The organism is Variovorax sp. V93 (genome assembly GCF_041154485.1).
GTDB lineage: Bacteria > Pseudomonadota > Gammaproteobacteria > Burkholderiales > Burkholderiaceae_C > Variovorax > Variovorax beijingensis_A.
This window is the reverse complement of sequence record NZ_AP028669.1, coordinates 2,676,036-2,696,510: the sequence shown is the minus strand read 5'-3', so window position 1 is coordinate 2,696,510 and position 20,475 is coordinate 2,676,036. Positions and strand designations below refer to the sequence as shown.

23 protein-coding genes are annotated in these 20,475 nt (G+C 68.1%); 15 read left to right on the top strand and 8 right to left on the bottom strand.

Going from position 1 to position 20,475, the window contains the following annotated elements:
• The first annotated feature begins 11 nt into the window (after positions 1-11).
• A complete protein-coding gene (locus ACAM54_RS12770) occupies positions 12-398 on the top strand; it encodes a DUF4150 domain-containing protein (RefSeq protein WP_145747461.1) in 387 nt (128 codons plus the stop codon).
• 7 nt (positions 399-405) lie between these two features.
• Here the strand turns inward: ACAM54_RS12770 and ACAM54_RS12765 are convergent, their stop codons facing one another.
• The 5 genes from ACAM54_RS12765 to ACAM54_RS12745 form a co-directional block, all read right to left on the bottom strand.
• A complete protein-coding gene (locus ACAM54_RS12765; protein ID WP_369650916.1) occupies positions 406-1,389 on the bottom strand; it encodes a tripartite tricarboxylate transporter substrate binding protein in 984 nt (327 codons plus the stop codon).
• A 90-nt stretch (positions 1,390-1,479) separates the two neighbouring features.
• Positions 1,480-2,556, bottom strand: a complete 1,077-nt coding sequence (locus ACAM54_RS12760; RefSeq protein WP_369650915.1) for a phospholipase — start codon at positions 2,554-2,556, stop codon at positions 1,480-1,482.
• A 4-nt stretch (positions 2,557-2,560) separates the two neighbouring features.
• Positions 2,561-2,968 (bottom strand): type II toxin-antitoxin system VapC family toxin, encoded by a 408-nt coding sequence (locus ACAM54_RS12755; protein WP_192324676.1) that lies wholly within the window; start codon positions 2,966-2,968, stop codon positions 2,561-2,563.
• 8 nt (positions 2,969-2,976) lie between these two features.
• Positions 2,977-3,234, bottom strand: coding sequence for a type II toxin-antitoxin system Phd/YefM family antitoxin (locus ACAM54_RS12750; RefSeq protein WP_012747976.1), 258 nt, complete (start codon positions 3,232-3,234; stop codon positions 2,977-2,979).
• Positions 3,235-3,307: 73 nt separating this feature from the next.
• Positions 3,308-5,683: a Tex family protein gene (locus tag ACAM54_RS12745; protein WP_369650914.1), complete on the bottom strand. Its 2,376-nt coding sequence runs from the start codon at positions 5,681-5,683 to the stop codon at positions 3,308-3,310.
• Between the two features lie 186 nt (positions 5,684-5,869).
• Here ACAM54_RS12745 and ACAM54_RS12740 point away from each other — a divergent pair, with 186 nt between their 5' ends.
• The 14 genes from ACAM54_RS12740 to ACAM54_RS12675 all read left to right on the top strand — a co-directional run bounded on the left by ACAM54_RS12740 (position 5,870) and on the right by ACAM54_RS12675 (position 17,837).
• Positions 5,870-6,607: a FadR/GntR family transcriptional regulator gene (locus ACAM54_RS12740; RefSeq protein WP_319432616.1), complete on the top strand. Its 738-nt coding sequence runs from the start codon at positions 5,870-5,872 to the stop codon at positions 6,605-6,607.
• 67 nt (positions 6,608-6,674) lie between these two features.
• Entirely contained in the window at positions 6,675-7,505 is an 831-nt protein-coding gene (locus ACAM54_RS12735; protein WP_369650913.1) for a substrate-binding periplasmic protein, read from the top strand.
• A gap of 44 nt (positions 7,506-7,549) precedes the next feature.
• Positions 7,550-8,404: a substrate-binding periplasmic protein gene (locus ACAM54_RS12730; protein WP_369650912.1), complete on the top strand. Its 855-nt coding sequence runs from the start codon at positions 7,550-7,552 to the stop codon at positions 8,402-8,404.
• Between the two features lie 4 nt (positions 8,405-8,408).
• Entirely contained in the window at positions 8,409-9,446 is a 1,038-nt protein-coding gene (locus tag ACAM54_RS12725) for an L-idonate 5-dehydrogenase (RefSeq protein WP_369650911.1), read from the top strand.
• 51 nt (positions 9,447-9,497) lie between these two features.
• A complete protein-coding gene (locus tag ACAM54_RS12720) occupies positions 9,498-10,163 on the top strand; it encodes an amino acid ABC transporter permease (RefSeq protein ID WP_369650910.1) in 666 nt (221 codons plus the stop codon).
• A gap of 16 nt (positions 10,164-10,179) precedes the next feature.
• A complete protein-coding gene (locus ACAM54_RS12715; protein WP_369650909.1) occupies positions 10,180-10,839 on the top strand; it encodes an amino acid ABC transporter permease in 660 nt (219 codons plus the stop codon).
• Positions 10,836-11,621, top strand: coding sequence for an amino acid ABC transporter ATP-binding protein (locus ACAM54_RS12710; RefSeq protein ID WP_369650908.1), 786 nt, complete (start codon positions 10,836-10,838; stop codon positions 11,619-11,621). Before ACAM54_RS12715 ends, ACAM54_RS12710 begins: the two co-directional genes overlap by 4 nt.
• Before the next feature lie 38 nt (positions 11,622-11,659).
• On the top strand, positions 11,660-12,871 hold the full coding sequence (manD, locus tag ACAM54_RS12705; protein ID WP_369650907.1) for a D-mannonate dehydratase ManD: 1,212 nt from the start codon (positions 11,660-11,662) through the stop codon (positions 12,869-12,871).
• Between the two features lie 5 nt (positions 12,872-12,876).
• Entirely contained in the window at positions 12,877-14,394 is a 1,518-nt protein-coding gene (locus tag ACAM54_RS12700; RefSeq protein ID WP_369650906.1) for a mannitol dehydrogenase family protein, read from the top strand.
• 38 nt (positions 14,395-14,432) lie between these two features.
• Complete coding sequence (locus ACAM54_RS12695; RefSeq protein WP_145747456.1) at positions 14,433-14,927, top strand: hypothetical protein; 495 nt, start codon at positions 14,433-14,435, stop codon at positions 14,925-14,927.
• 64 nt (positions 14,928-14,991) lie between these two features.
• Entirely contained in the window at positions 14,992-15,348 is a 357-nt protein-coding gene (locus tag ACAM54_RS12690; protein ID WP_369650905.1) for a GIY-YIG nuclease family protein, read from the top strand.
• Positions 15,345-15,806, top strand: a complete 462-nt coding sequence (locus ACAM54_RS12685; RefSeq protein WP_369650904.1) for a MarR family winged helix-turn-helix transcriptional regulator — start codon at positions 15,345-15,347, stop codon at positions 15,804-15,806. Before ACAM54_RS12690 ends, ACAM54_RS12685 begins: the two co-directional genes overlap by 4 nt.
• A gap of 43 nt (positions 15,807-15,849) precedes the next feature.
• On the top strand, positions 15,850-16,425 hold the full coding sequence (locus tag ACAM54_RS12680) for a DUF2239 family protein (RefSeq protein WP_369650903.1): 576 nt from the start codon (positions 15,850-15,852) through the stop codon (positions 16,423-16,425).
• Entirely contained in the window at positions 16,422-17,837 is a 1,416-nt protein-coding gene (locus ACAM54_RS12675) for an MATE family efflux transporter (RefSeq protein WP_369650902.1), read from the top strand. The genes ACAM54_RS12680 and ACAM54_RS12675 overlap by 4 nt, the downstream gene beginning before the upstream one ends.
• A 13-nt stretch (positions 17,838-17,850) precedes the next feature.
• On the opposite strand, the gene ACAM54_RS12670 is transcribed toward ACAM54_RS12675, so the two are convergent.
• The 3 genes from ACAM54_RS12670 to ACAM54_RS12660 form a co-directional block, all read right to left on the bottom strand.
• Positions 17,851-18,327, bottom strand: coding sequence for a VOC family protein (locus ACAM54_RS12670; protein WP_369650901.1), 477 nt, complete (start codon positions 18,325-18,327; stop codon positions 17,851-17,853).
• Positions 18,328-18,391: 64 nt separating this feature from the next.
• Positions 18,392-19,765 carry a sensor histidine kinase gene (locus ACAM54_RS12665; RefSeq protein WP_369650900.1) on the bottom strand — a complete coding sequence of 458 codons (1,374 nt, stop codon included), beginning with the start codon at positions 19,763-19,765 and terminating at the stop codon, positions 18,392-18,394.
• On the bottom strand, positions 19,762-20,418 hold the full coding sequence (locus tag ACAM54_RS12660; RefSeq protein ID WP_369650970.1) for a response regulator: 657 nt from the start codon (positions 20,416-20,418) through the stop codon (positions 19,762-19,764). Before ACAM54_RS12660 ends, ACAM54_RS12665 begins: the two co-directional genes overlap by 4 nt.
• Between the last annotated feature and the right edge of the window lie 57 nt (positions 20,419-20,475).

Here is a 20,475-nt window from a genome sequence, read left to right as displayed (position 1 = left end):
AGGAGCACCGCATGTTCGCCAACTGCCAGATGATGGGCCTCGATCTCGCCTTCCCCGACGTCTGCAAGACGCCGCCGGCGCTGCCCATTCCCTATCCCAACATCGCGCTCGGACCCACGGCCATCCCCAACGCCTGGAACATCCTCTTCGGCGGCGCGCCGGCCCACAACCTGGCCACCGTCACGCCGATCACCAACGGCGACAACGCGGGCGTGCTGATGGGCGTGGTGTCGCAGACGGTGATGGGGCCCTCGCGCCACGTCACCGGGGCCTTCACCGTGCTGCTCAAGGGCACGCCCTGTACGCGCATGACCAGCCTGTCGGTGCAGAACCGCTGCAACATCGTCGGCATGCGGATCGTGCCGAGCCAGTTCAAGGTGCTGGTGCTGGCAGCCTGAGGTTCTCCTATTCCGCCTTCACGCCCGCCGTGCGGATGACCTTGCCCCACTTGGCCGTCTCGGCCTTGATGAAGGCATCGAACTCCTCGGGCGTGCTGCCCGCCGGAATGGTGCCCATGGCGTCGAGCCTGGCGCGCGTCTCGTCGCTTTTGATAATGCGCGCCACCTCCTCTGACATGCGCTTGACGACGTCGCGCGGCGTGCCGGCCGGCGCCAGCATGCCGGCCCAGGTGCTGCCGGTGAAGCCCGCGAAACCCTGCTCGATGAAGGTCGGCACGTCAGGCACGGCCGCCAGCCGCTTGTCGCCCGCCACGCCGATCAGCCGCACCTTGCCCGCCTTGGCCTGGTTGATGAGGCCCGTGGGTGCATCGAAGAACAACTGGATCTGCCCGCCCATCAGGTCGGTCAAGGCGGGCACTGCGCCGCGGTACGGAATGTGGATCATGTAGGTCTGCGTGAGCGACTTCCACAGTTCGGTCGTCAGGTGCGCGGCCGAGCCGTTGCCCGACGAGCCGAAGCTCACCTTGCCCGGATTCGCACGCGCGTAGTCGATGAGTTCGCGCGCGGTCTTGAACGGCGCATCGACGTTGACCGCGGCTAGCAGCGGTGAGATGCCCATCAGCGAAACGCCCGTCAGGTCCTTCTGCGGGTCGTAGGGCAGCTTGGGATACAGCGTGGTGTTGGCCGCATAGGCCGCGATGACGACCCCGAAGGTGCTGCCGTCGGGCGCGGCCTTGGCCATGGCATCAACGCCGATCAGGCTGTTGGCGCCGGGCTTGTTGTCGACGAGCACCGGCTGGCCGAGCCGCGCCTGCAGGCCGACCTGCACCAGCCGCGCCATCTGGTCGGTGAACCCGCCCGGCGTGTAGGGCACGATGATGCGGATCGGCTTGCTGGGCCAGGTGCCTTGTGCCAGCACGGGCATCGGAACGGTCGCGGCGGCGACGGCGGCAAGGGTGAATCGGCGGCGTGAAATGGGGACCTGCGGCATGAGTGGCGGCTTTCTCTGAGAAGAGTGAGCTGGCCATTCTCGAAGGCGCTGCGCATGCAGCCCCTCGGGGTTTGCCCCGGCGGAGCCTGTTCAGAGCGGCAGGATGTCGCGCGTGCGACTGCCGGTGGCGAGCCAGGCCTCGAACTCGTCGGAAAGCCGCTCTGCCTCGCGCGTGGCCCTGCTCCATGCGCCGATGCGCGCCTGCGCGTCGTTCGCGAAGCGGATGAAGTCCTTGCGGTCGGGCAGCTTGCCGTTGGGCAGCGACCGCACCCAGTCGGCATCGGGGGCGAGCACCACCATGCGGTCCAGGAAGCTGGTGGACCTGTGGCGCCAGCGCAGGCCTTTGTCGAGCCAGCCCGGCACCACCGCGCGCTGGAAATGCGGGTACAGCACGATGCCTTCGTCGGCCGGCTGGTAGTCCAGGTGCAGGTGGTAGTCGGTAATGCCGCCGTCCCAGTACGCGCCGCGCGGCGCACCGGGAATGTCGTGCACCGCCGCCAAGAGAAACGGAATGGAGCACGAGGCCTGCAGCACCAGATTGAAGTTCTCTTCGCTGAGCGCATGCTGTCGCGTGCGGAAGTCTTTGGTGCCGAAAGGCAAGGCTGCGCCGGGCGTGGAGAACACGCAGCGTTCGAGCCATGCGCCCAGCCCCTTGCGATGCAGGCTGTTGGTGGCAAAGGCGCCCAGGTAGCCGACCGGCGTGCGCGCCCTGCCCTCGCGCCCGAGGATGTGGCGGCCGCGCGAAGTCACGACATGCAGCTTGTAGCGCGAGTGGTGCAGCACCTCGCCAATGCGCCCGCCGTAGAAGTCGAGCAGGCTCTCGGCAAAGCGCGCGCTGAGCTGCTGCGGGCTCAGCCGCTTCTGGCCCGGCGGCACCTCGAACTGCTGGCGCACGTAGTCGTGCTCGAAGCGCGCGAAGGCCTTGTGCGGATCGGCCAGGCACGCGGTTGAGAGCCTCCATGCGCCGATGGACGCGCCCACCAGGTGCACCGGCTGGCTCGACTGCGAGAGCCAGCGCCCGAAGATGAAGCGGTCGAGCGGCCCGAGGATCAGGCCCTTGGGACCGCCCGCCGCGCCGGGAACGGTGCGCACGTCCTGCGGCCGCAGGCCGTGCTGTTCGATGTGCTTGCGGGCGGCGGGGCCGGCGTAGATGCGCAGGGCTTTCATTTCCTCATGCCGCGCCGAACGGGTTGAAGATTTCGACACCGAAGCTGGCGAAGTCGCCGACGTTGCGGGTCACGACCGTCAGTCCATGCTGCTTTGCGGTGGCGGCGATCATGGCATCTTCATAGAGCGTGTTCGAGCTGCGGTGCATCAGCCGAGCCCACAGCCTGAACGTTTCGGCATCCATGGGCAGGACGTTGTACGAGGCGGCCACCAGGGCCGCCCATTGCTCGATCTCGTCGGCCTTGGCGGCATCCTGCTCGCGCGTGATTTCGATGCCGGCCTGGATCTCGCCGATCGTCACTGCGGAAAGATGCAGGTCGCTGTCGGCAATCGGCGCAAGCCATGCGACGACCGCACCATGCGGACGAGGTCGGCGCAATTCCGAGATCACATTGGTATCCAGCAGGTACATGCCGCGGCTCAGCGAATCGGCGTGATGCGCCGCCGGCGCGCTGCGCCGCGCTGCGGAACGAGAAATTCCGTGCGCGCCTCCGCCGAGAGCAGCAACTCCTTGAGGGAGGGCTTGGCCGTGGCGTGCAATCGCCGCCACTCTGCCGCCGGCACCAGCACAGCGGCCTCGGTGCCCCGCTTGGTGACCATCTGCGGCCCCTCGGCCAGGCAGGCCTCCAGAAATTCGCTGAAACGCGCCTTCGCGTCTTGGACGGGCCAGGTTTTCATTTGCAGCCTCCATCAGACTAGTGTGATGACTAGTTTAACAGGCCGGCCGCCGATCTGCAGTCGCCCTCTCCCTCTACTTGCGCAACCCCTGCAGCTTGGCAAACGCACTCGCCATCTGCCCCGCGGGCTGCGGCGAGTTGTCGCGGCGCGGGCCTTGTTGCTGGCCGCGTCCCGCACCCTCGAAGCGGTTGTCGCGCGGGCCGTCGCGGCGCGCGGGGGCCGCGTCGAGCTTCATCGACAGGCCGATGCGCTTGCGCGCCACGTCCACTTCCATCACCTTGACCTTGACGATGTCGCCGGTCTTCACGACCTCGCGCGCATCGTTCACGAACTTGTGGCTGAGCTGGCTCACGTGCACCAGGCCGTCCTGGTGCACGCCCAGGTCGACGAAGGCGCCGAACTGCGCCACGTTGCTCACGGTGCCTTCGAGCACCATGCCTTCCTTCAGGTCGGCGATGTCGTCCACGCCGTCGTTGAAGCGCGCCACCTTGAAGTCGGGGCGCGGGTCGCGGCCGGGCTTCTCGAGTTCGCCCAGGATGTCCTTCACCGTGATGACGCCGAACTTCTCGTTGGCGAAGAGCTCGGGCTTCAGCGTCTTGAGCATCTCGGCGCGGCCCATCAGCTCGGCAATCGGCTTGCCGGTCTTGACGATGATCTGCTCCACCAGCGGATAGGTCTCGGGGTGCACGCCCGTCACGTCGAGCGGGTCGGCGCCGCCGCGGATGCGCAAAAAGCCCGCGCTCTGCTCGAAGGCCTTGGGGCCGAAGCCGCTCACGTCGAGCAGCTGCTTGCGCGTGGAGAACGCACCGTTGGCTTCGCGCCAGCGCACCACGGCCTTGGCCACGCTGGCCGACAGGCCCGAGACGCGGCTCAGCAGCGGCACGCTCGCGGTGTTCAGGTCCACGCCCACCGAATTCACGCAGTCTTCCACCACCGCCTGCAGCGTGCGCGCGAGTTCGCTCTGGTTCACGTCGTGCTGGTACTGGCCCACGCCGATGCTCTTGGGATCGATCTTCACCAGCTCGGCCAGCGGGTCCTGCAGCCGGCGCGCGATGCTCGCGGCACCGCGCAGGCTCACGTCCACATCGGGCATTTCCTGCGAGGCGAATTCGCTGGCCGAATACACGGATGCACCGGCCTCGCTCACCACCACCTTGTCGACCTTCATTTCGGGCGCGCCGGCCTGCGCGGCCATCTTGGCCAGCAGCTTGATCAGGTCGGCGGCCAGCTTGTCGGTCTCGCGGCTGGCGGTGCCGTTGCCGATGGCGATCAGGTTCACGCCGTGCTTGGCGCACAGCTTGCCGAGCGTGTGCAGCGAGCCTTCCCAGTCCTTGCGCGGCTCGTGCGGGAACACGGTGGCGGTCTCGACCAGCTTGCCGGTGGCATCGACCACCGCCACCTTCACGCCGGTGCGGATGCCGGGGTCCAGGCCCATCACGACGCGCGGGCCGGCCGGCGCGGCCAGCAGCAGGTCGCGCAGGTTGTCGGCAAACACCTTGATCGCGACCTTCTCGGCCTCTTCGCGCAGCCGGGTGAACAGGTCGCGCTCGGTGGAAAGCGCAAGCTTCACGCGCCAGGTCCAGGCCACGCACTTGCGGATCAGGTCGTCGGCCGCGCGGCCCGCATGGCTCCAGCCCAGGTGCAGCGCGATGCGGCCTTCGGCGATGCTGGGCTTGCCCGGCTCGGGCTCGACCGGCAGCACCAGCTTGGCGTCGAGGATGTCGAGCGCGCGGCCGCGGAACACCGCCAGTGCGCGGTGCGAAGGCACGCGGCCGATGGGCTCGTCGTAGTCGAAGTAGTCGCGGAACTTGGCGATGTCGGCGTTGTTCTCGTCCTTGCCGGCCATCAGGCTGGACTTGAGCAGGCCTTCGTTCCAGAGCCATTCGCGCAGGCTCTGCACCAGGCCGGCATCTTCGGCCCAGCGCTCGGAAAGAATGTCGCGCACGCCGTCGAGCACGGCGGGAACGGTGGAGAAGTCGGGGCCCGGCTTGCCGTCATCGAGCGTGGTCGCGGGCTGCAGGAAGGCCTTGGCTTCCACGGCAGGGTCGAGCGTGGGGTCGGCCAGCAGCTTGTCGGCGAGCGGCTCGATGCCGAACTCGCGCGCAATCTGGCCCTTGGTGCGGCGCTTCTGCTTGAACGGCAGGTACAGGTCCTCGAGCTCCTGCTTGGTCGGCGCGAATTCGATCGCGGCGCGCAGTTCGGGCGTGAGCTTGCCCTGCTCGTCGATGCTCTTGAGCACGGCGGCGCGGCGGTCTTCGAGCTCGCGCAGGTACGAAAGGCGCGCCTCGAGTTCGCGCAATTGAATGTCGTCGAGGCCGTCGGTCACTTCCTTGCGGTAGCGGGCAATGAACGGAACCGTGGCACCGCCATCGAGCAGTTCGATGGCCGCCTTCACCTGGTGCTCGCCTACCTTGATCTCGGCGGCGAGCTGGCGAATGATTTTTTGCATGTCGGAGGGGATCCCTGGAACTGGCGACGCCGTTCGGACGCCTTGCGGATAAAGCGCGGAAGTTTGCCATAGGGTGCGGCCGCTCCACGCGCTGCGGCGCCCGCGCAAACACCTGCGCTAGTGGTAAACCACTATGGGATGAATTGGTATGCCACGCAGAATGTGGTCTAACCACTTTGATACGCCATGGCCCTCAAGCTCATTCACCCCTCCTCCGAAGCGATGTCGAAAATCGGCCAACCTCCAATGGAGAAGCCGTATCAACGCCTGGCTGCCAATATCCATGAATTGGTCAAACAGGGTGAATTTTTGGTCGGCCAGCGACTGCCCTCCGAACGGGCGCTGGCGGAGCGCTTCGACGTGAGCCGCACCTCGGTGCGCGAGGCCATCATTGCGCTGGAGCTGCAGGGCGTGGTCGAGGTGCGCGGCGGCTCGGGCATCTACATCTGCCAGCCGCAGGACGCGCCCACGCGGCTGCCGGTGGTGCAGGAAACCGGTGCCGGCCCCTTCGAGCTGCTGCGCGCGCGCTGCCTGATCGAGTCCGAGATCGCCTCGCTGGCGGCCACCACGCGCAAGGATGCGGACCTCGACAAGATGTTCGGCGCGCTCGCCACCATGCGCGAGCAGATGCACGACAAGGAAGCCAACGAGGCGGCCGACCGCATGTACCACCTGCACATTGCCGAATCCACCGGCAACAGCGTGCTGCTGCAGACGGTGACGAACCTCTGGGACCAGGCCAAGGGCCCGATCTGGACGCAGATCGAGCAGCACTTCCATTCGCCCGCACTGCGCCTCCAGTCGCAGGACGACCACCAGCGCATCTTCGCCGCGATCGTCTCGGGCGATGCCGATGCCGCGCGGCTGGCCATGCGCGCGCACCTGGAACGCGTGATCGGCGAATTCGCCCAGAGCTGGCGCTAGGCGCCCTGCCCCGCGCGCGGCTGCCCCGGCGCGCTCGACCCTTTCAAAAAAGACGGAGACACCAACCATGAAGTCCCAACTCGCCCGCGGCCTGGCCGCACTGCTGCTCGCCGGCACCTTCGCCGCCGTCCATGCACAGGAGCCGCCCGCGCCCGGCGCGAGCCCGCGCATCGACGCCATCCGCAAGGCCGGCGAACTGCGCGTCGGCGTGCTGCAGAACGCGCCCTGGCTGATCGAGAACACCACCGGCAACGGCGAGCCCTGGAGCGGCCCGGCCTGGCTGCTGGCCAAGGAGTACGCCCGCCTGCTCGGCGTCAAGCTCAGCACGGTGCCGGTGTCGCACGAGACCAAGGTGCCGGTGCTGGCATCGAACCAGGTCGACATGACGATCAGCCCGCTGGGCGAAACGCCCGAGCGCTTGAAGGTGGTCGACTTCGTCGTCTATTCCGCCACCAGCGTGTGCATGTTCGGCCGTGCCGACAACCCCAAGCTGGCCAAGGCCGCCTCGGTCGACGACCTCAACCGGCCCGAGGTGACGATCGCCTACTTCACCGGCGGCGCCGAGGAAGGCTGGGTCAAGGAACGCTTCCCCAAGGCCAGGCTGCGCGCCGTGGCCAGCTCGGGCGCCACCGCGCCGGTGGAAGAAATCATGGCGCGCCGCGCCGACGCGGCACCGATCAACCGCGTGCCGTGGGTCGGGCTGCAGCAGAAGGTCAAGGGCCTGGCCGTCCTGCCGAAGGAAAACAACTGCCAGGGCAGCACCGAGAAGGCCTCGCCGGTCGGCCTGGCGGTCGACAAGAACCAGCCGGCCTACCTCGAATGGCTGCGGCAGGTCGCCAAGGCCCGGAAGGCGCAGCTCGACGCCGACGAGGCCCGCGTGATCGGCGCACTGAAATAAGCAAGCAAGTCACACATCAAGCCAACAGAAAACCGGAGACCTTCATGCCATCCATCCCCCGCACTTTCCTCGGCCGCAAGCTGGCCCGCGCAACGCTCGCGGCCGCCCTGGCCGGCAGCTGCCTCGGCGCGCTGGCCCAGACCCCGCCGCCACCCGGTGCGAGCCCGCGCATCGACGCCATCCGCAAGGCCGGCGTGCTGCGCGTTGGCGTGGTCAACAACCCGCCCTGGCTGGCGCAGAACACCGCCGGCGATGGCGAGCCGTGGTCCGGCCCGTCGTGGACATTGGGCAAGGAGTTCGCCAAGCTGCTGGGCGTGAAGGTGGAGCCGGTCGCGGTGAGCCACGAGACCAAGGTGCCGGCGCTCACGGCCAACCAGATGGACATCATGATCGGGCCGCTGAACGAGACCGCGGAGCGCGCGAAGATCATCGACTTCGTCACCTTCTCGAGCACCGGCGTGTGCATGTTCGGCCGCGCCGACAACCCGAAGTTCACCAGCGCGCGCACGCTGGAAGATTTCAACAAGCCCGAGATCACCATGGCGTATTTCTCGGGCGCCGGCGAGGAGCCGCTGGTGCGCCAGCAGTTCGCGAAGGCCAAGCTGCGCGGCGTGGCCAATTCCGGCTCGGTCGCGCCCATCGAAGAGGTGCTGGCCGGCCGTTCGGACGTGGCGCCGCTCAACCGCATGCTGTGGCCCAACATCAGCAAGAAGGTCAAGGGCCTGGCCGTGTTCCCCAAGGAGAACGACTGCCAGGACAGCAAGATCTTCCAGATCCAGACCGGCATGGGCGTGGCGAAGGACCAGCAGGTCTACCTCGACTGGCTGCGCGCCGTGGCCCAGCGCATGCAGCCCGCGCTCAGCGAAGAAGAGCGTCGCATGACGCAGAACCTGAAGTAACGCCATGCTGAACTGCGAAATCCACGGCGCGCTCGACCTGCGCCTTGCCGAACGCCCGGCCGAAGCACTGGCGCCCACCCAGGTGCGCGTGGCCGTCAAGGCGGTGGGCATCTGCGGCTCCGACCTGCATTACTACCGCCACGGCCGCGTCGGAGACTTCGTCATCCGCGCACCGCTGACGCCGGGGCACGAGGCCTCGGGGCAGGTCGTGGAAGTGGGCGCGCAGGTCAGCGCGGTGAAGCCGGGCGACCGCGTGGCCCTCAATCCGTCGCGCACCTGCGGTGTCTGCCGCTTCTGCCGCGCGGGCGCATCCAACCACTGCGAGAACGTGCACTTCTTCGGCAGCGCCAGCCGCTGGCCGCACATGCAGGGCGCGATGCGCGAGCAGGTGGTGGTGGAGGCCACGCAGTGCGTGGTGGTGCCCGACACGCTGTCGTTCGAGCTGGCCGCCTTCGGCGAGCCGCTGGCCGTGGCGCTGCATGCGGTGCAGGAGGCCGGCTCGCTGCTCGGCAAGACGGTGATGGTGGTGGGCGCCGGCCCCATCGGCGCGCTGATCCTCATGGCCGCGAAGCTCGCGGGCGCCAGCCAGCTGATTGCGGTGGACATTGTGGACGAAACGCTCGCGGCCTGCACCCGCGTTGGCGCGACGCTCGCCATCAACGCGGCCAAGAACCCCGATGCGCTGCAGGCGCTGGCCGCGGACAAGGGCCAGGTCGATGCGAGCTTCGAGGTCTCGGGCCACTACGACGGCCTGGCCCACTGCATCCGCTCGACGCGCCCGCGCGGCACCATCGTGCAGGTGGGCACGCTCGGCGGCAGCAGCGAGGGCTGCCCGTTCAACCAGATCATGGTCAAGAGCCTGCACCTGGTGGGCAGCTTCCGCTTCGTCGACGAATACGCCTGGGCGGTGGACTACCTGAGCCGCGGCCTGCTGGACGTGTCGCCTCTGCTGACCGAGGCGGTGCCGGTGGCGCGCGTGCACGACGCCTTCGCGCTGGCGGCGGACCGGCACCGCGCGATGAAGGTGCTCGTCACGTTCTGAGGGCGGGGTCGCTCGATCCCGCCGCCCTTCCCTCCCTCTCGCGGAGCTTCCATGGAATTCGACTTTTCCCCGATTGCCGACAACTGGCGTTTCTTCGCCAGCGGCCTGGGCGTGACGGTCGCGCTGAGCCTCATCAGCGCGGTCACCAGCATCCTCGCGGGGCTGGCGATCGCGCTGCTGCGGCTGTACGGCCCCGGCTGGCTGCGCCCGCTGCTCGTTTTCTACATCGACTCCATGCGCGCCATTCCGGTGCTGGTGGTGCTGGTGTGGATGTACTTTGCGTTCCCGCTGCTCGTGGGCTTCACCTTCGCGCCGTTCTGGGCCGCCGTGATCGCGCTGACGCTGCACATCGCGGCCTATGCGGCCGAGGTGATCCGCGCGGGCATCGAGTCGATCCGGCCCGGCCAGACGCGCGCTGCACTGGCGCTGGGCATGTCGCGCGCGCAGCTGCTGCGCAAGGTGCTGCTGCCGCAGGCCACCATCCGCATGCTGCCGGCCTTCGGCTCGATCCTCACCATTGCCATCAAGGACACGGCCATTGCCACGGTGATTGCCGTGCCCGAGCTCATGCACCGCGCCGAGACGGTGGCGGGCCAGAGCTACCGGCCGGTGGAAGTGTTCACCGCGGTGATGGTGGCGTACTTCGCGATCCTGTTCCCGGTCACGCGCGGCATCGACCGGCTGTACCACCGCGTCGCGCACCTGGGACGTTCATGATGAAGAGGGCCATCCCATGACTTTCGACTGGTCCGTGATCTGGACGCACCGCCAGGCCCTGCTCGAAGGCGCGGCGCTCACCGTGGGGCTGACGGTGCTGACCATGCTGCTGGCCGTGCCGGGCGGCATCATGCTGGCGCTGATGCGGCTGTCGTCGAACAGGCTGCTGCAGTCCGCCTCGCTCGGCTTCGTGGAGTTCTTCCGCAACCTGCCGCTGATCCTGGTGATCTACTGGGTCTTCTATGTGATGCCGATGGCGGTCGAGTTCCAGCTCTCGCCGCTCGTCACCGCGCTGGTGGCCCTGGTGCTCAACGTCTCGGCCTACAACGCCGAGACCTTCCGTGCCGGCATCAATTCCATCCGCAAGGGGCAGCTGGAGGCGGCGCTCGCCATGGGCATGTCGCGCCGCCAGGCCATGTTCAAGGTGGTCATCCCGCAGGCGGGCCGCCGCATCCTGCCGGTGATCGCGAGCACCTGGGTCTCGCTCTTCAAGGACACCTCGCTGGTGTCCGTCATCGCCGTGAGCGAACTGGCCTACACGGCGATGCAGATCCGCGCGCAGACCTTCCGCGTGCTGGAAATGCTCACCGCCATGGCCGTCCTCTACTGGCTGATGGGGTATCCGCAAGCCAAGCTGGTGGACTGGATCCACCGCAAATACGGAGTCAAGGAATGAACAACGACATCACCCGCGCCCCCGCGCGCAAGAACGCCGACCAGCCGCCGGTGCTGGTCTACGAAGAGGTGCGAAAGCTCTATGGCGACTTCGTGGCGCTCGACGGCGTCTCGCTGCAGGTCCACAAGGGCGAGGTGATGTGCCTGATCGGCCCTTCGGGCTCGGGCAAGTCGACCCTGCTGCGCTGTACCAATGCGCTGGAAACCATCAACGGCGGGCGCGTGCTGATCGACGGCGTGCCGCTGCCCGCGCAGGAATCGGCGGTGCGCAAGGTGCGCCAGCGCATGGGCATGGTGTTCCAGAGCTTCGAGCTGTTCCCGCACAAGTCCGCGCTCGACAACGTGGCCATGGGCCCGATCACCGTGCTGGGCATGCGCGAGTCCGAGGCCAAGGCGCGCGCCATGGCGCTGCTGGAGAAGGTCGGCCTGTCCGCCAAGGCCGGCAGCTTCCCGGCCAACCTCTCCGGCGGCCAGCAGCAGCGCGTGGCGATCGCCCGCGCCTTGGCCATGGAGCCGGAAGTGATGCTGTTCGACGAGCCCACTTCCGCACTCGACCCCGAGACGGTGGGCGAAGTGCTCAGCGTGATGCAGAAGCTCGCGCAGGAAGGCATGACCATGATCGTGGTCACGCATGAAATGGGCTTTGCGCGGCGCGTGGCCGACTGGGTGGTGGTGTTCGAGTCCGGCGCCATCATCGAGCAGGGCCCGCCGGCGCAGATCTTCGAGCACCCCACCGTGGAGCGCACGCGCGACTTCCTCGGCCACCTCGGCTGGAACGGCTGACCACCGAACGCCGCATCCGCCATTCTTTCGCTTCCATCATGAAAATCACCAACGCCCGCGTCATCGTCTGCAGTCCCGGCCGCAACTTCGTCACCCTCAAGATCGAAACCGACGAAGGCCTGACCGGCATCGGCGACGCCACGCTCAACGGGCGCGAACTCTCCGTGGCCGCCTACCTCACCGAGCACGTCATTCCCTGCCTGATCGGGCGCGACGCGCACCAGATCGAGGACATCTGGCAGTACCTCTACAAGGGCGCCTACTGGCGCCGCGGCCCGGTCACCATGACCGCCATCGCCGCGGTGGACACGGCCCTGTGGGACATCAAGGCCAAGGCCGCGGGCCTGCCGCTGTACCAGCTGCTGGGCGGCAAGAGCCGCACCGGCGTGATGGTCTACGGCCACGCCAACGGCAGCGACATCGAGCACACGGTGGACGAGGTGCTGCGCTATGCGGACGCCGGCTACAAGGCCATCCGCGCGCAGAGCGGCGTGCCGGGCCTGGAGAAGGTCTACGGCGTCGGCAAGGGCACGCTGTTCTACGAACCGGCCGACGCCGACCTGCCCTCCGAGCACGACTGGTCCACCGAGAAGTACCTGCGCCACACGCCCCAGCTGTTCGAGCGCATCCGCGAGAAGCTCGGCTTCGAGCACCACCTGCTGCATGACGTGCACCACCGCCTCACGCCGATCGAGGCGGGTCGCCTGGGCAAGGCGCTGGAGCCCTTCAACCTCTTCTGGATGGAGGACGCGACGCCGGCCGAGAACCAGGACGCCTTCCGCCTGATCCGACAGCACACCACCACGCCGCTGGCGGTGGGCGAGATCTTCAACTCCATCTGGGACTGCAAGGCGCTGATCGAGAACCAGCTGGTCGACTACATCCGCGCCACCGTGGTCCATGCCGGCGGCATCACGCACCTGCGCCGCATTGCCGACCTGGCTTCGCTCTACCAGGTGCGCACCGGCTGCCACGGCGCCACCGACCTGTCGCCCGTGTGCATGGGCGCGGCGCTGCACTTCGACCTGTGGGTGCCGAACTTCGGCATCCAGGAGTACATGCGCCACACCGAGGAGACCGATGCCGTGTTCCCGCACGCCTACACCTTCGACCAGGGCATGCTCTACCCGGGCGACGTGCCCGGCCACGGCGTGGAGATCGACGAGGCGCTGGCCGCCAAGTACCCCTACAAGCGCGCCTACCTGCCGGTGAACCGCCTGCAGCACGACGGCACGCTGTGGAACTGGTGAGCGCCATGCCCAGGCTGAATGCCCAGACGCTGGCCGCGCTGCCGCCCGCGGTGGCGCGCCCTGCCTACGACCGCGCTGCACTCGAGGCCGGCATCGTCCACCTCGGCGTCGGCGCGTTCCAGCGCGGGCACCTGGCCGCCGTCAACGAAGCGGCACTGCATGCGAGCGGCGACCTGCGCTGGGGCATCGCGGGCGTGTCGCTGCGCAGCCCCGAGACACGCGATGCGCTCGCGCCGCAAGACGGCCTCTACACGCTCGCGCTGCGCGACGTGGACGAGGCCGGCATGCCGCGCGCGTCGCTGCAGGTCATCGGCTGCCTGCTCGGCGTGCAGGTCGCGCCCGAGGACCCGGCGGCGGTGCTCGCGCGCATCGCGCATCCGGCCACCCGCATCGTGAGCCTCACCGTCACGGAAAAAGGCTATTGCCACGACCCGGCCACCGGCGCGCTGCGCGCCGACCATCCCGACGTGCTGCACGACCTCGCGCGCCCCGATGCGCCGCGCGGCACGCTCGGCTTCCTGGTTTCGGGCCTGCGCCTGCGGCAGCTGCGCAGGCTGGCGCCCGTGACGCTGCTGTCGCTCGACAACCTGCCCTCCAACGGCCAACTGCTGCGCGGCCTGGTGCTCGACTTTGCGCAGCGCGTCGATCCGCAGCTGGCACGCTGGATTGCCGAACACTGCAGCTTTCCCTGCTCGATGGTGGACCGCATCGTGCCGCGCACCACCGAAGCCGACCGCGCGCAAGTCAACGCCGCGCTCGGTCTGGAGGACGCCTGGCCGGTGGTCGGCGAACGCTTTCTCGAATGGGTGATAGAGGATGACTTCGCGGCCGGCCGACCGGCCTGGGATGCGGACGGCGCGCGCTTCGTGCCCGACGCGCGCCCCTTCGAGACGCTCAAACTGCGCATGGTCAACGGCGCGCATTCGGCGCTTGCATACCTGGGCGCCATGGCGGGGCTCGACACCGTGGACCGCGCGGTCGCCGCCCCGGCCCTGCACCGCTACCTCGATCGCCTGATGAGCGAGGAGATCGCGCCCACGCTGCCGGCGCTGCCCGGCCTGGATCTCGACGCGTACCGCCGCCGCCTGCTCGAACGCTTCGCCAACCCGGCGCTCGCGCACCGCACGGCGCAGATCGCAATGGACGGCTCGCAGAAGCTGCCGCAGCGCCTGCTGGGCACCGTGCGCGAGCGCCTGGCCGCGGGCGCTTCGATCGACCGCCTCGCGCTGGCCGTCGCGGCCTGGCTGAACTACCTGCGCGGCGTCGACGAACGGGGCCGCCGCCACGAAATCCAGGACCCGCTCGCCGATGCGCTGGCCGAACGCTGCGCAGCGGCCGAGCGCGCAGCAGCTGCGGCCGAGCCGGCACAGGCCGACGAAGCGCGCGTGGCCGTGTTCGCGGCTTTCGCGCCGGTGTTCGGCAACGACCTTGGGAGCGACCCGCGCTTCGTTTCGGCCGTGGCCGCGCAGCTGCGTGCGCTGCGCGATCTGGGCGTGCACCAGACGCTGGCGGACCAGGCCTGAGCGAGTGCGCATCGGCCCGCGGTCACAATGCCGTGGCCATGCGCTTCTTCATCCGCTTCCTGCGCGCCCTTGCCGCGGCGCTGCTCGTCCCCATCCTGCTGTTCGAGGAGTGGGGCTGGGAGCCGCTCGCCGCGCTGGTGCGCCGCCTCGCGCGGCTGCCGCTCTGGGCGCGGCTCGAGAACCGGTTGCGCGAACTGCCGCCGTGGGCCGCGCTGCTGGCCTTCCTGCTGCCGGTGCTCCTGCTGCTGCCGGTCAAGGTGCTTGCGTTGTTCCTGTTCGGCCGCGGCCATGCCGCGAGCGGCGTGACGGTGCTGGTCGCCGCCAAGCTGGTCGGCACCGCCTTCGTCGCGCGCATCTTCCAGTTGGTGGAGCCCGCGCTCATGCGCATTCCGCTGTTCGCGCGCTGGTATCCGCGCTGGAAAGCCTGGAAGGACCATGTGCTGGCGCTTGTGCGCGAAAGCCGGCCATGGCGCGTGGTGCGGGCCCTCAATCGCCGGCTCGCACGGGGATGGCGGCGGGTGCGCGAGGGGTGATCGCCTATTTTTACCCGGGTATATTGTGTTTTTATTTTACCCGGGTAATATATGGCGCATGAACATGCCCCAGGAAACGAGGCGCGCCCTCGCCAGGAAATACAAGGAAACGGTCCGCCCCGCGGGCGTCTTCGCCATCCGCAACACCCTCAGCGGCCGCCTCTACGTGGCCGGCAGCCTCGATGTGGAGGGAGCCATGAACCGCGCCCGCTTCGAACTCGGCCTGGGTTCGCATCGCAACAAGGCGCTGGTGCGCGACTGGGCCGCGCACGGTGCGGCGAACTTCAGCTTCGAGGTGATCGACCGCGTCAAGGAACGCGACGACCCGGCCTTCGACCGCGCCGCGGAGCTCGAAAAGCTCCTTGTGCTCTGGCGCGAGGAGCTTCAGTGCCACGGCGACCGGGGCTACGACGCGCCATGAGCATCGATCCGCTGGCCTTGTGCCTCAACATCGGCCGCGCCCACGCCAGCCTGAACCTGAAGCTCCAGGAGGAGTTGGGCGCCTTCCATGGCCTGAACTACGAAGACTTCACGCTGCTTCATCGGCTCCTAGGCGCCGAAGGCGGCCGCATGCCGGCGGCCGACCTTGCCCGATCCCTGGGGTTGCCGGTTTCGGCGTTGATTCGCAAAATAGTCCTGCTCGAAAAATCGGGACTGGCCGAACGCACGGCTGGCGCCAATGGAGACGGCCGCCACGCAGCCATTCGCCCCGGCGGCAGAAAATTGATGCAAGCTGCCGTCACGACCGCCGAAGCAATCTGTGCCGATACGGTGAAATCGCTGGCTCCGGAAAACCTGTCGCAGATCAACGCTGCGCTCCTTGCGCTTTGCCACGACGGCACGCCGTACGACCGAGCGGTCCAACGGGTAGATTACTGACGCCGCCCGTTTCGACCGCCCCCGAAGAACAAAGAAATCCGACATGCCATCCGACACGCCACCCGGCAACCTGATAGTTTTTGCGGCCTTCAAGTGCATCGCCCAGGGCAGCACCGCCGACGTGCTCGCACAATTGCGCGAGCGCAAGGACGACACGCCCTATCTCGTGTTCAACGAACAGACCGGTGAACTGCTCGACTTCGACGTGCACCACCGGGCCGGCGTGGTGGCGCATGCAGCCGGCGCCGAGGTCCCCGAAGAAACCCCGCGAGGCGTGGGCCGCCCGAAGCTCGGCGTGGTCGCGCGCGAAGTCACCCTGCTGCCGCGCCACTGGGACTGGCTCAACCGCCAGCCCGGCGGCGCCTCGGTCGCGCTGCGGCGGCTGGTCCAGGAAGCGAGCCGCGTCAACGCCGACCGCGACGCCGTGCGCGCATCGCGTGAAGCCGCCTACCGCTTCATGACCGCGATCGCCGGCGCCCTGCCCGGCTTCGAGGAGGCCACCCGCGCGCTGTTCGCGGGCGAGCGCGAGCGCTTCGAGGCGCTGATCGGCTCCTGGCCTGCGGACCTGCGCATCCACCTTCAAAAATTGTCCGCCGCCGGATGGAGCACCACCGCATGAGAGCAAGCCCTGAAAGCGCAGCCACCGGCCAGAGCGGCCTGCACGGCACGCCGGTGGCGCCCGTGGGCGCGCCGCGCGCGCTGTGGAAGACCTTCCTGTTCTTCCTCGCGCCGATGCTGCTCAGCAACATCCTGCAGTCGATGTCGGGCACCATCAACAACATCTACATCGGCCAGATGATCGGCGTCGGCGCGCTGGCGGCCGTGTCGAGCTTCTTTCCGGTGATGTTCTTCTTCATCGCCTTCGTCATCGGCCTGGGCGCCGGCGCCTCGGTGCTGATCGGCCAGGCCTGGGGTGCGCGCGATGCCGCCAAGGCCAAGGCCATTGCGGGCACCGCGCTGTCGGTGGGCATCCTGCTGGGGCTGGCGGTGGCCGTGTTCGGCGGCGCCTTCACGACGCCGCTGCTGGCCTTCCTGGGCACGCCGCCCGACGTGCTGGCCGACTCCACGCGCTACGCGCGCATCATGCTGATCGCGATGCCGGGGCTGTTCGTGTTCCTGCTCTCCACCGCCATGCTGCGCGGCGTCGGCGACACGGTCACGCCGCTGCTCACGCTGCTGATCTCCACCGGAACCGGCCTCGTGGTCACGCCCGCGCTGATCCGCGGCTGGGGCGGCCTGCCGCAGCTCGGCGTTGCGAGCGCGGCCTGGGCCTCGGTGCTGGCCTTCGTGCTCGCCACGCTGTGGCTGGGCTGGCGCCTGCGCCGCCGCGGCAGTCCGCTGGCGCCCGATGCGGAGTTCATCCGCCACCTGCGCATCGATCCCAAGCTGCTGAAGGCCGTGCTCAAGGTGGGCATACCCACGGGCGTGCAGATGATCGTGGTGGCGCTGGCCGAGGTGGCGCTGCTGTCGCTGGTCAACAGCTATGGCTCCAGCGCCACCGCCGCCTATGGCGCGGTGAACCAGGTGGTGGCCTACGTGCAGTTCCCGGCCATCTCGATCGCGATCACGGCGTCCATCCTTGGCGCGCAGGCCATCGGGGCGGGCCGGGCCGACCGGCTGGGCGCCATCGCCAGGACCGCGCTGCTCATGAACCTGGTGCTGACCGGCGGCCTGGTGCTGCTGGGCTACCTGTTCTCGCGCCACCTCATGGGCTTCTTCATCACCAGCGCGCCGGTGATCGAGATCGCGCAGACGCTGCTGCACATCATGCTGTGGAGCCTCGTGATCTTCGGCATGGCCTCGGCCATCTCGGGGATCATGCGCGCCAGCGGCTCGGTGCTGGTGCCCACGGCCATCTCGATCCTCTGCCTGATCGGCATCGAGGTGCCCGTGGCCTGGTTCATGAGCCACCGCATCGGGCTCAACGGCATCTGGTGGGCCTACCCCGTGACCTTCGGCGCGATGCTGCTGCTGCAGACGGCCTACTACCGGCTGGTGTGGCGCAGGAAGGCGATCCGGCGGCTGGTGTAGGGACGGCGCTTGCTCACTCGCCGTCGAATGCTTTCTGCGCCGCGGCGAGATCGAGCTTGATCATCTTCATCATCGCCTGCATCGCGCGGGCGGCCTTGGCCGAATCCTTGTCCTGGAACATCCGGACCATCGCCATCGGCACGACCTGCCACGACACGCCGTAGCGGTCGGTGAGCCAGCCGCACTGCACCGGCTGGCCGCCGCCCTCGAGCAGCCTGTCCCAGTAGTGGTCCACTTCGGCCTGTGTCTCGCACTGCACGAGCATCGAGATGGCCGGCGTGAACTTGTACTGCGGCCCGCCGTTGAGCACCATGAACGCCTGCCCATCGAGCTCGAAGGTGGCGGTCAGCAGCGAGCCCTTGAGGCTCGGATTGGTGTCGCCCCAGAACAGCCTGTCGGTCACGCGCGAGTTCGGAAAGATCGAACTGTAGAACTTGAGCGCGTCTTCGCCGTTGCCGTCGAACCAGAGGCAGGGAACGATCTTCTGCATGGGATCTCCTGAGTCTTTGATAATGAACCGAAAGGTTCAGTATCGAGGCAACCCGGGGAGTTTGTCAATCCCTCGCGCCCGAGGGCAGCACGACACGGAACCCCACGCCCCGGTTCGAAAGGCCCTCGGTCACTTCCACCCCACCCCCCATGCGCCCAGCAGCCTGCCTGACGATGGAAAGGCCCAAGCCGGAACCAGGCGCTTCGTGGCCCGCTGCGCGATAGAAGCGCTCGAACACCCGTTGATGTTCGTCCGCAGGAATACCGGGACCATCGTCGGCCACCGTGAGCACCAAGGTTGCCGAGTCTTCGGCGCGCAGCGTCACTGCCACGTGCGCACCGTCGTGCACATACCGAACCGCGTTGTTGAGCAGGTTCTCCACTATCGACTGGAACGCGGGCACGTCGATGGACGCGTCCAGGCTGTCCGGCGCATCGAATGTCAGCTCGATGCCGCGCGCCATGGCGCGCGGCGCTGCCTGCGCGAGGATCTCGCGGGCCTGCTGCGCAACGTCGACGTGCTTCGGCACTGCGGGTTGGGCATCGTCCAGCAGCGCAAGATCGAGCAGTTGCTGCGTCAGGTGGGAGGCCCGCGCGATCGCCTGCTCCAGATGAGCCTGGGCACGGCCGCGGCTCTCGCTGCTGTCCGCGCCAGCCAGCGCATGCGCCTGTGCCGCAATGACCGCCATTGGTGTTCGCAGTTCGTGCGCGGCGTCATGCACGAACGCACGCTCGCGCTCTACCTTGTCGCGCAGCTGCTGCAGCATGCGTTCGAGTGCGGAGGCCAGCGGCCTGAGTTCCGCATAGGGCGGATCGACGCCAAGCGGCGAAAGGTCGGATGCCTTGCGACGCCCGATGCCGTCGGCCAGGCGCCGCAACGGCCGCAAGCCGTGCTTCACCGCAAGCCAGACCGGCAACAGCACGATAGGAAAGGCGAGCAGCAGGTAAGGCAGGACGCTGCGCGTGTTGTTGGGCAGCACCTTGGCGAACGTGCGCTCGGGCTCTGCAATGCGCAGCGACCAGCGCGGGGTCTCGTCCTGGTAAACCCAATACGCCTCGCCATCGATGTGCTGCGTTGCTACCTTTCGCAGCGGGCCGGCCAGGATCTCGCCGCGCAGTTCCGGCGATGAATGAATCAGCTTGCCCCCGCGGTCCGACAGCTGGAACCGGAGCGTCCCTGCCGGGTTGCCGCTGATCCGCATGGTCTTGTAGATCGTTTCGGCCGAGGCGACCACGTCGCGCACGCGCGCTTCGTCGTCGAGCTGGGAGATCGCTTGGGTCAACGACCTGCCGAGCTTGCTCAGCCCCTGGTCGACGGTCAGCGACTGCCGGAAGTTGATGTACATGTACGCCTGCAATGCCAGCAGCACGAAAACGAACGCCAGCAGCACCGCAAGAAACACCCGCTGCACGAGCGAGGGGCGCCACAGCCTGCTCATGACACGAGCATGTAGCCCACGCCGCGCACCGTGTGCACCATGGCGGCGCCGATCTTGCGCCGCAGGTTGGACACATGCACCTCCACCGCGGCGAAATCCACCGGCTCGCCCAATGGCTCCAACTTTTGTGCGAGCACACCCTTGGCGACCACCGCGCCCGGCTCGCGCGCCAGTTCGAGCAGCAGCCGGAATTCGCGCGGCGACAGTTCCAGCGGCTCGCCGTTCAAGTACGCCACATGCCGGCGTGGTTCAATGGCCAGCGCGCCCAGGGTCCACACCTCGCTGGCCTGCCGCGCCGAGCGGCGCAGCACGGCGCGTATGCGCGAAATCAGTTCGGCGGTGGCAAAGGGCTTGATCACGAAATCGTCAGCGCCTCCGTCGAGTCCGGCCAGCCGGTCTTCCACCGCCGATCGGGCGGTGATCAGGATGACCGGGAGGCTGCTGCCCTCGCGCCGCCAGCGAGCGAGCAGGTCGAAGCCACTGCCGTCGGGCAGCGACAGGTCGAGCAGCACACAGTCGAAGGCACTCCCGTCCAGTTCGCGCGGTGCATCCACCGCTCGCCGGCGCCATTCGCTGCTCAGGCCGTCGACCTTGAGCGCGGCCTGCAGGGCGCGGCCAAGTTCAAGGTCGTCTTCGATCAAGAGGATGTGCACCTGGCCATTGTGCGCGAGCAAACCTTTGGCAAAGCCAAAGGTTGCCGCCCGCAGAAT

Excerpts from the sequence above, each read along its gene's own strand:
- ACAM54_RS12770 (WP_145747461.1), top strand. The coding sequence starts at position 12 with ATGTTCGCCAACTGCCAGATGATGGGCCTCGATCTCGCCTTCCCCGAC.
- ACAM54_RS12765 (WP_369650916.1), bottom strand. The coding sequence starts at position 1,389 with ATGCCGCAGGTCCCCATTTCACGCCGCCGATTCACCCTTGCCGCCGTC.
- ACAM54_RS12760 (WP_369650915.1), bottom strand. The coding sequence starts at position 2,556 with ATGAAAGCCCTGCGCATCTACGCCGGCCCCGCCGCCCGCAAGCACATC.
- ACAM54_RS12755 (WP_192324676.1), bottom strand. The coding sequence starts at position 2,968 with ATGTACCTGCTGGATACCAATGTGATCTCGGAATTGCGCCGACCTCGT.
- ACAM54_RS12750 (WP_012747976.1), bottom strand. The coding sequence starts at position 3,234 with ATGAAAACCTGGCCCGTCCAAGACGCGAAGGCGCGTTTCAGCGAATTT.
- ACAM54_RS12745 (WP_369650914.1), bottom strand. The coding sequence starts at position 5,683 with ATGCAAAAAATCATTCGCCAGCTCGCCGCCGAGATCAAGGTAGGCGAG.
- ACAM54_RS12740 (WP_319432616.1), top strand. The coding sequence starts at position 5,870 with ATGGCCCTCAAGCTCATTCACCCCTCCTCCGAAGCGATGTCGAAAATC.
- ACAM54_RS12735 (WP_369650913.1), top strand. The coding sequence starts at position 6,675 with ATGAAGTCCCAACTCGCCCGCGGCCTGGCCGCACTGCTGCTCGCCGGC.
- ACAM54_RS12730 (WP_369650912.1), top strand. The coding sequence starts at position 7,550 with ATGCCATCCATCCCCCGCACTTTCCTCGGCCGCAAGCTGGCCCGCGCA.
- ACAM54_RS12725 (WP_369650911.1), top strand. The coding sequence starts at position 8,409 with ATGCTGAACTGCGAAATCCACGGCGCGCTCGACCTGCGCCTTGCCGAA.
- ACAM54_RS12720 (WP_369650910.1), top strand. The coding sequence starts at position 9,498 with ATGGAATTCGACTTTTCCCCGATTGCCGACAACTGGCGTTTCTTCGCC.
- ACAM54_RS12715 (WP_369650909.1), top strand. The coding sequence starts at position 10,180 with ATGACTTTCGACTGGTCCGTGATCTGGACGCACCGCCAGGCCCTGCTC.
- ACAM54_RS12710 (WP_369650908.1), top strand. The coding sequence starts at position 10,836 with ATGAACAACGACATCACCCGCGCCCCCGCGCGCAAGAACGCCGACCAG.
- manD (WP_369650907.1), top strand. The coding sequence starts at position 11,660 with ATGAAAATCACCAACGCCCGCGTCATCGTCTGCAGTCCCGGCCGCAAC.
- ACAM54_RS12700 (WP_369650906.1), top strand. The coding sequence starts at position 12,877 with ATGCCCAGGCTGAATGCCCAGACGCTGGCCGCGCTGCCGCCCGCGGTG.
- ACAM54_RS12695 (WP_145747456.1), top strand. The coding sequence starts at position 14,433 with ATGCGCTTCTTCATCCGCTTCCTGCGCGCCCTTGCCGCGGCGCTGCTC.
- ACAM54_RS12690 (WP_369650905.1), top strand. The coding sequence starts at position 14,992 with ATGCCCCAGGAAACGAGGCGCGCCCTCGCCAGGAAATACAAGGAAACG.
- ACAM54_RS12685 (WP_369650904.1), top strand. The coding sequence starts at position 15,345 with ATGAGCATCGATCCGCTGGCCTTGTGCCTCAACATCGGCCGCGCCCAC.
- ACAM54_RS12680 (WP_369650903.1), top strand. The coding sequence starts at position 15,850 with ATGCCATCCGACACGCCACCCGGCAACCTGATAGTTTTTGCGGCCTTC.
- ACAM54_RS12675 (WP_369650902.1), top strand. The coding sequence starts at position 16,422 with ATGAGAGCAAGCCCTGAAAGCGCAGCCACCGGCCAGAGCGGCCTGCAC.
- ACAM54_RS12670 (WP_369650901.1), bottom strand. The coding sequence starts at position 18,327 with ATGCAGAAGATCGTTCCCTGCCTCTGGTTCGACGGCAACGGCGAAGAC.
- ACAM54_RS12665 (WP_369650900.1), bottom strand. The coding sequence starts at position 19,765 with ATGAGCAGGCTGTGGCGCCCCTCGCTCGTGCAGCGGGTGTTTCTTGCG.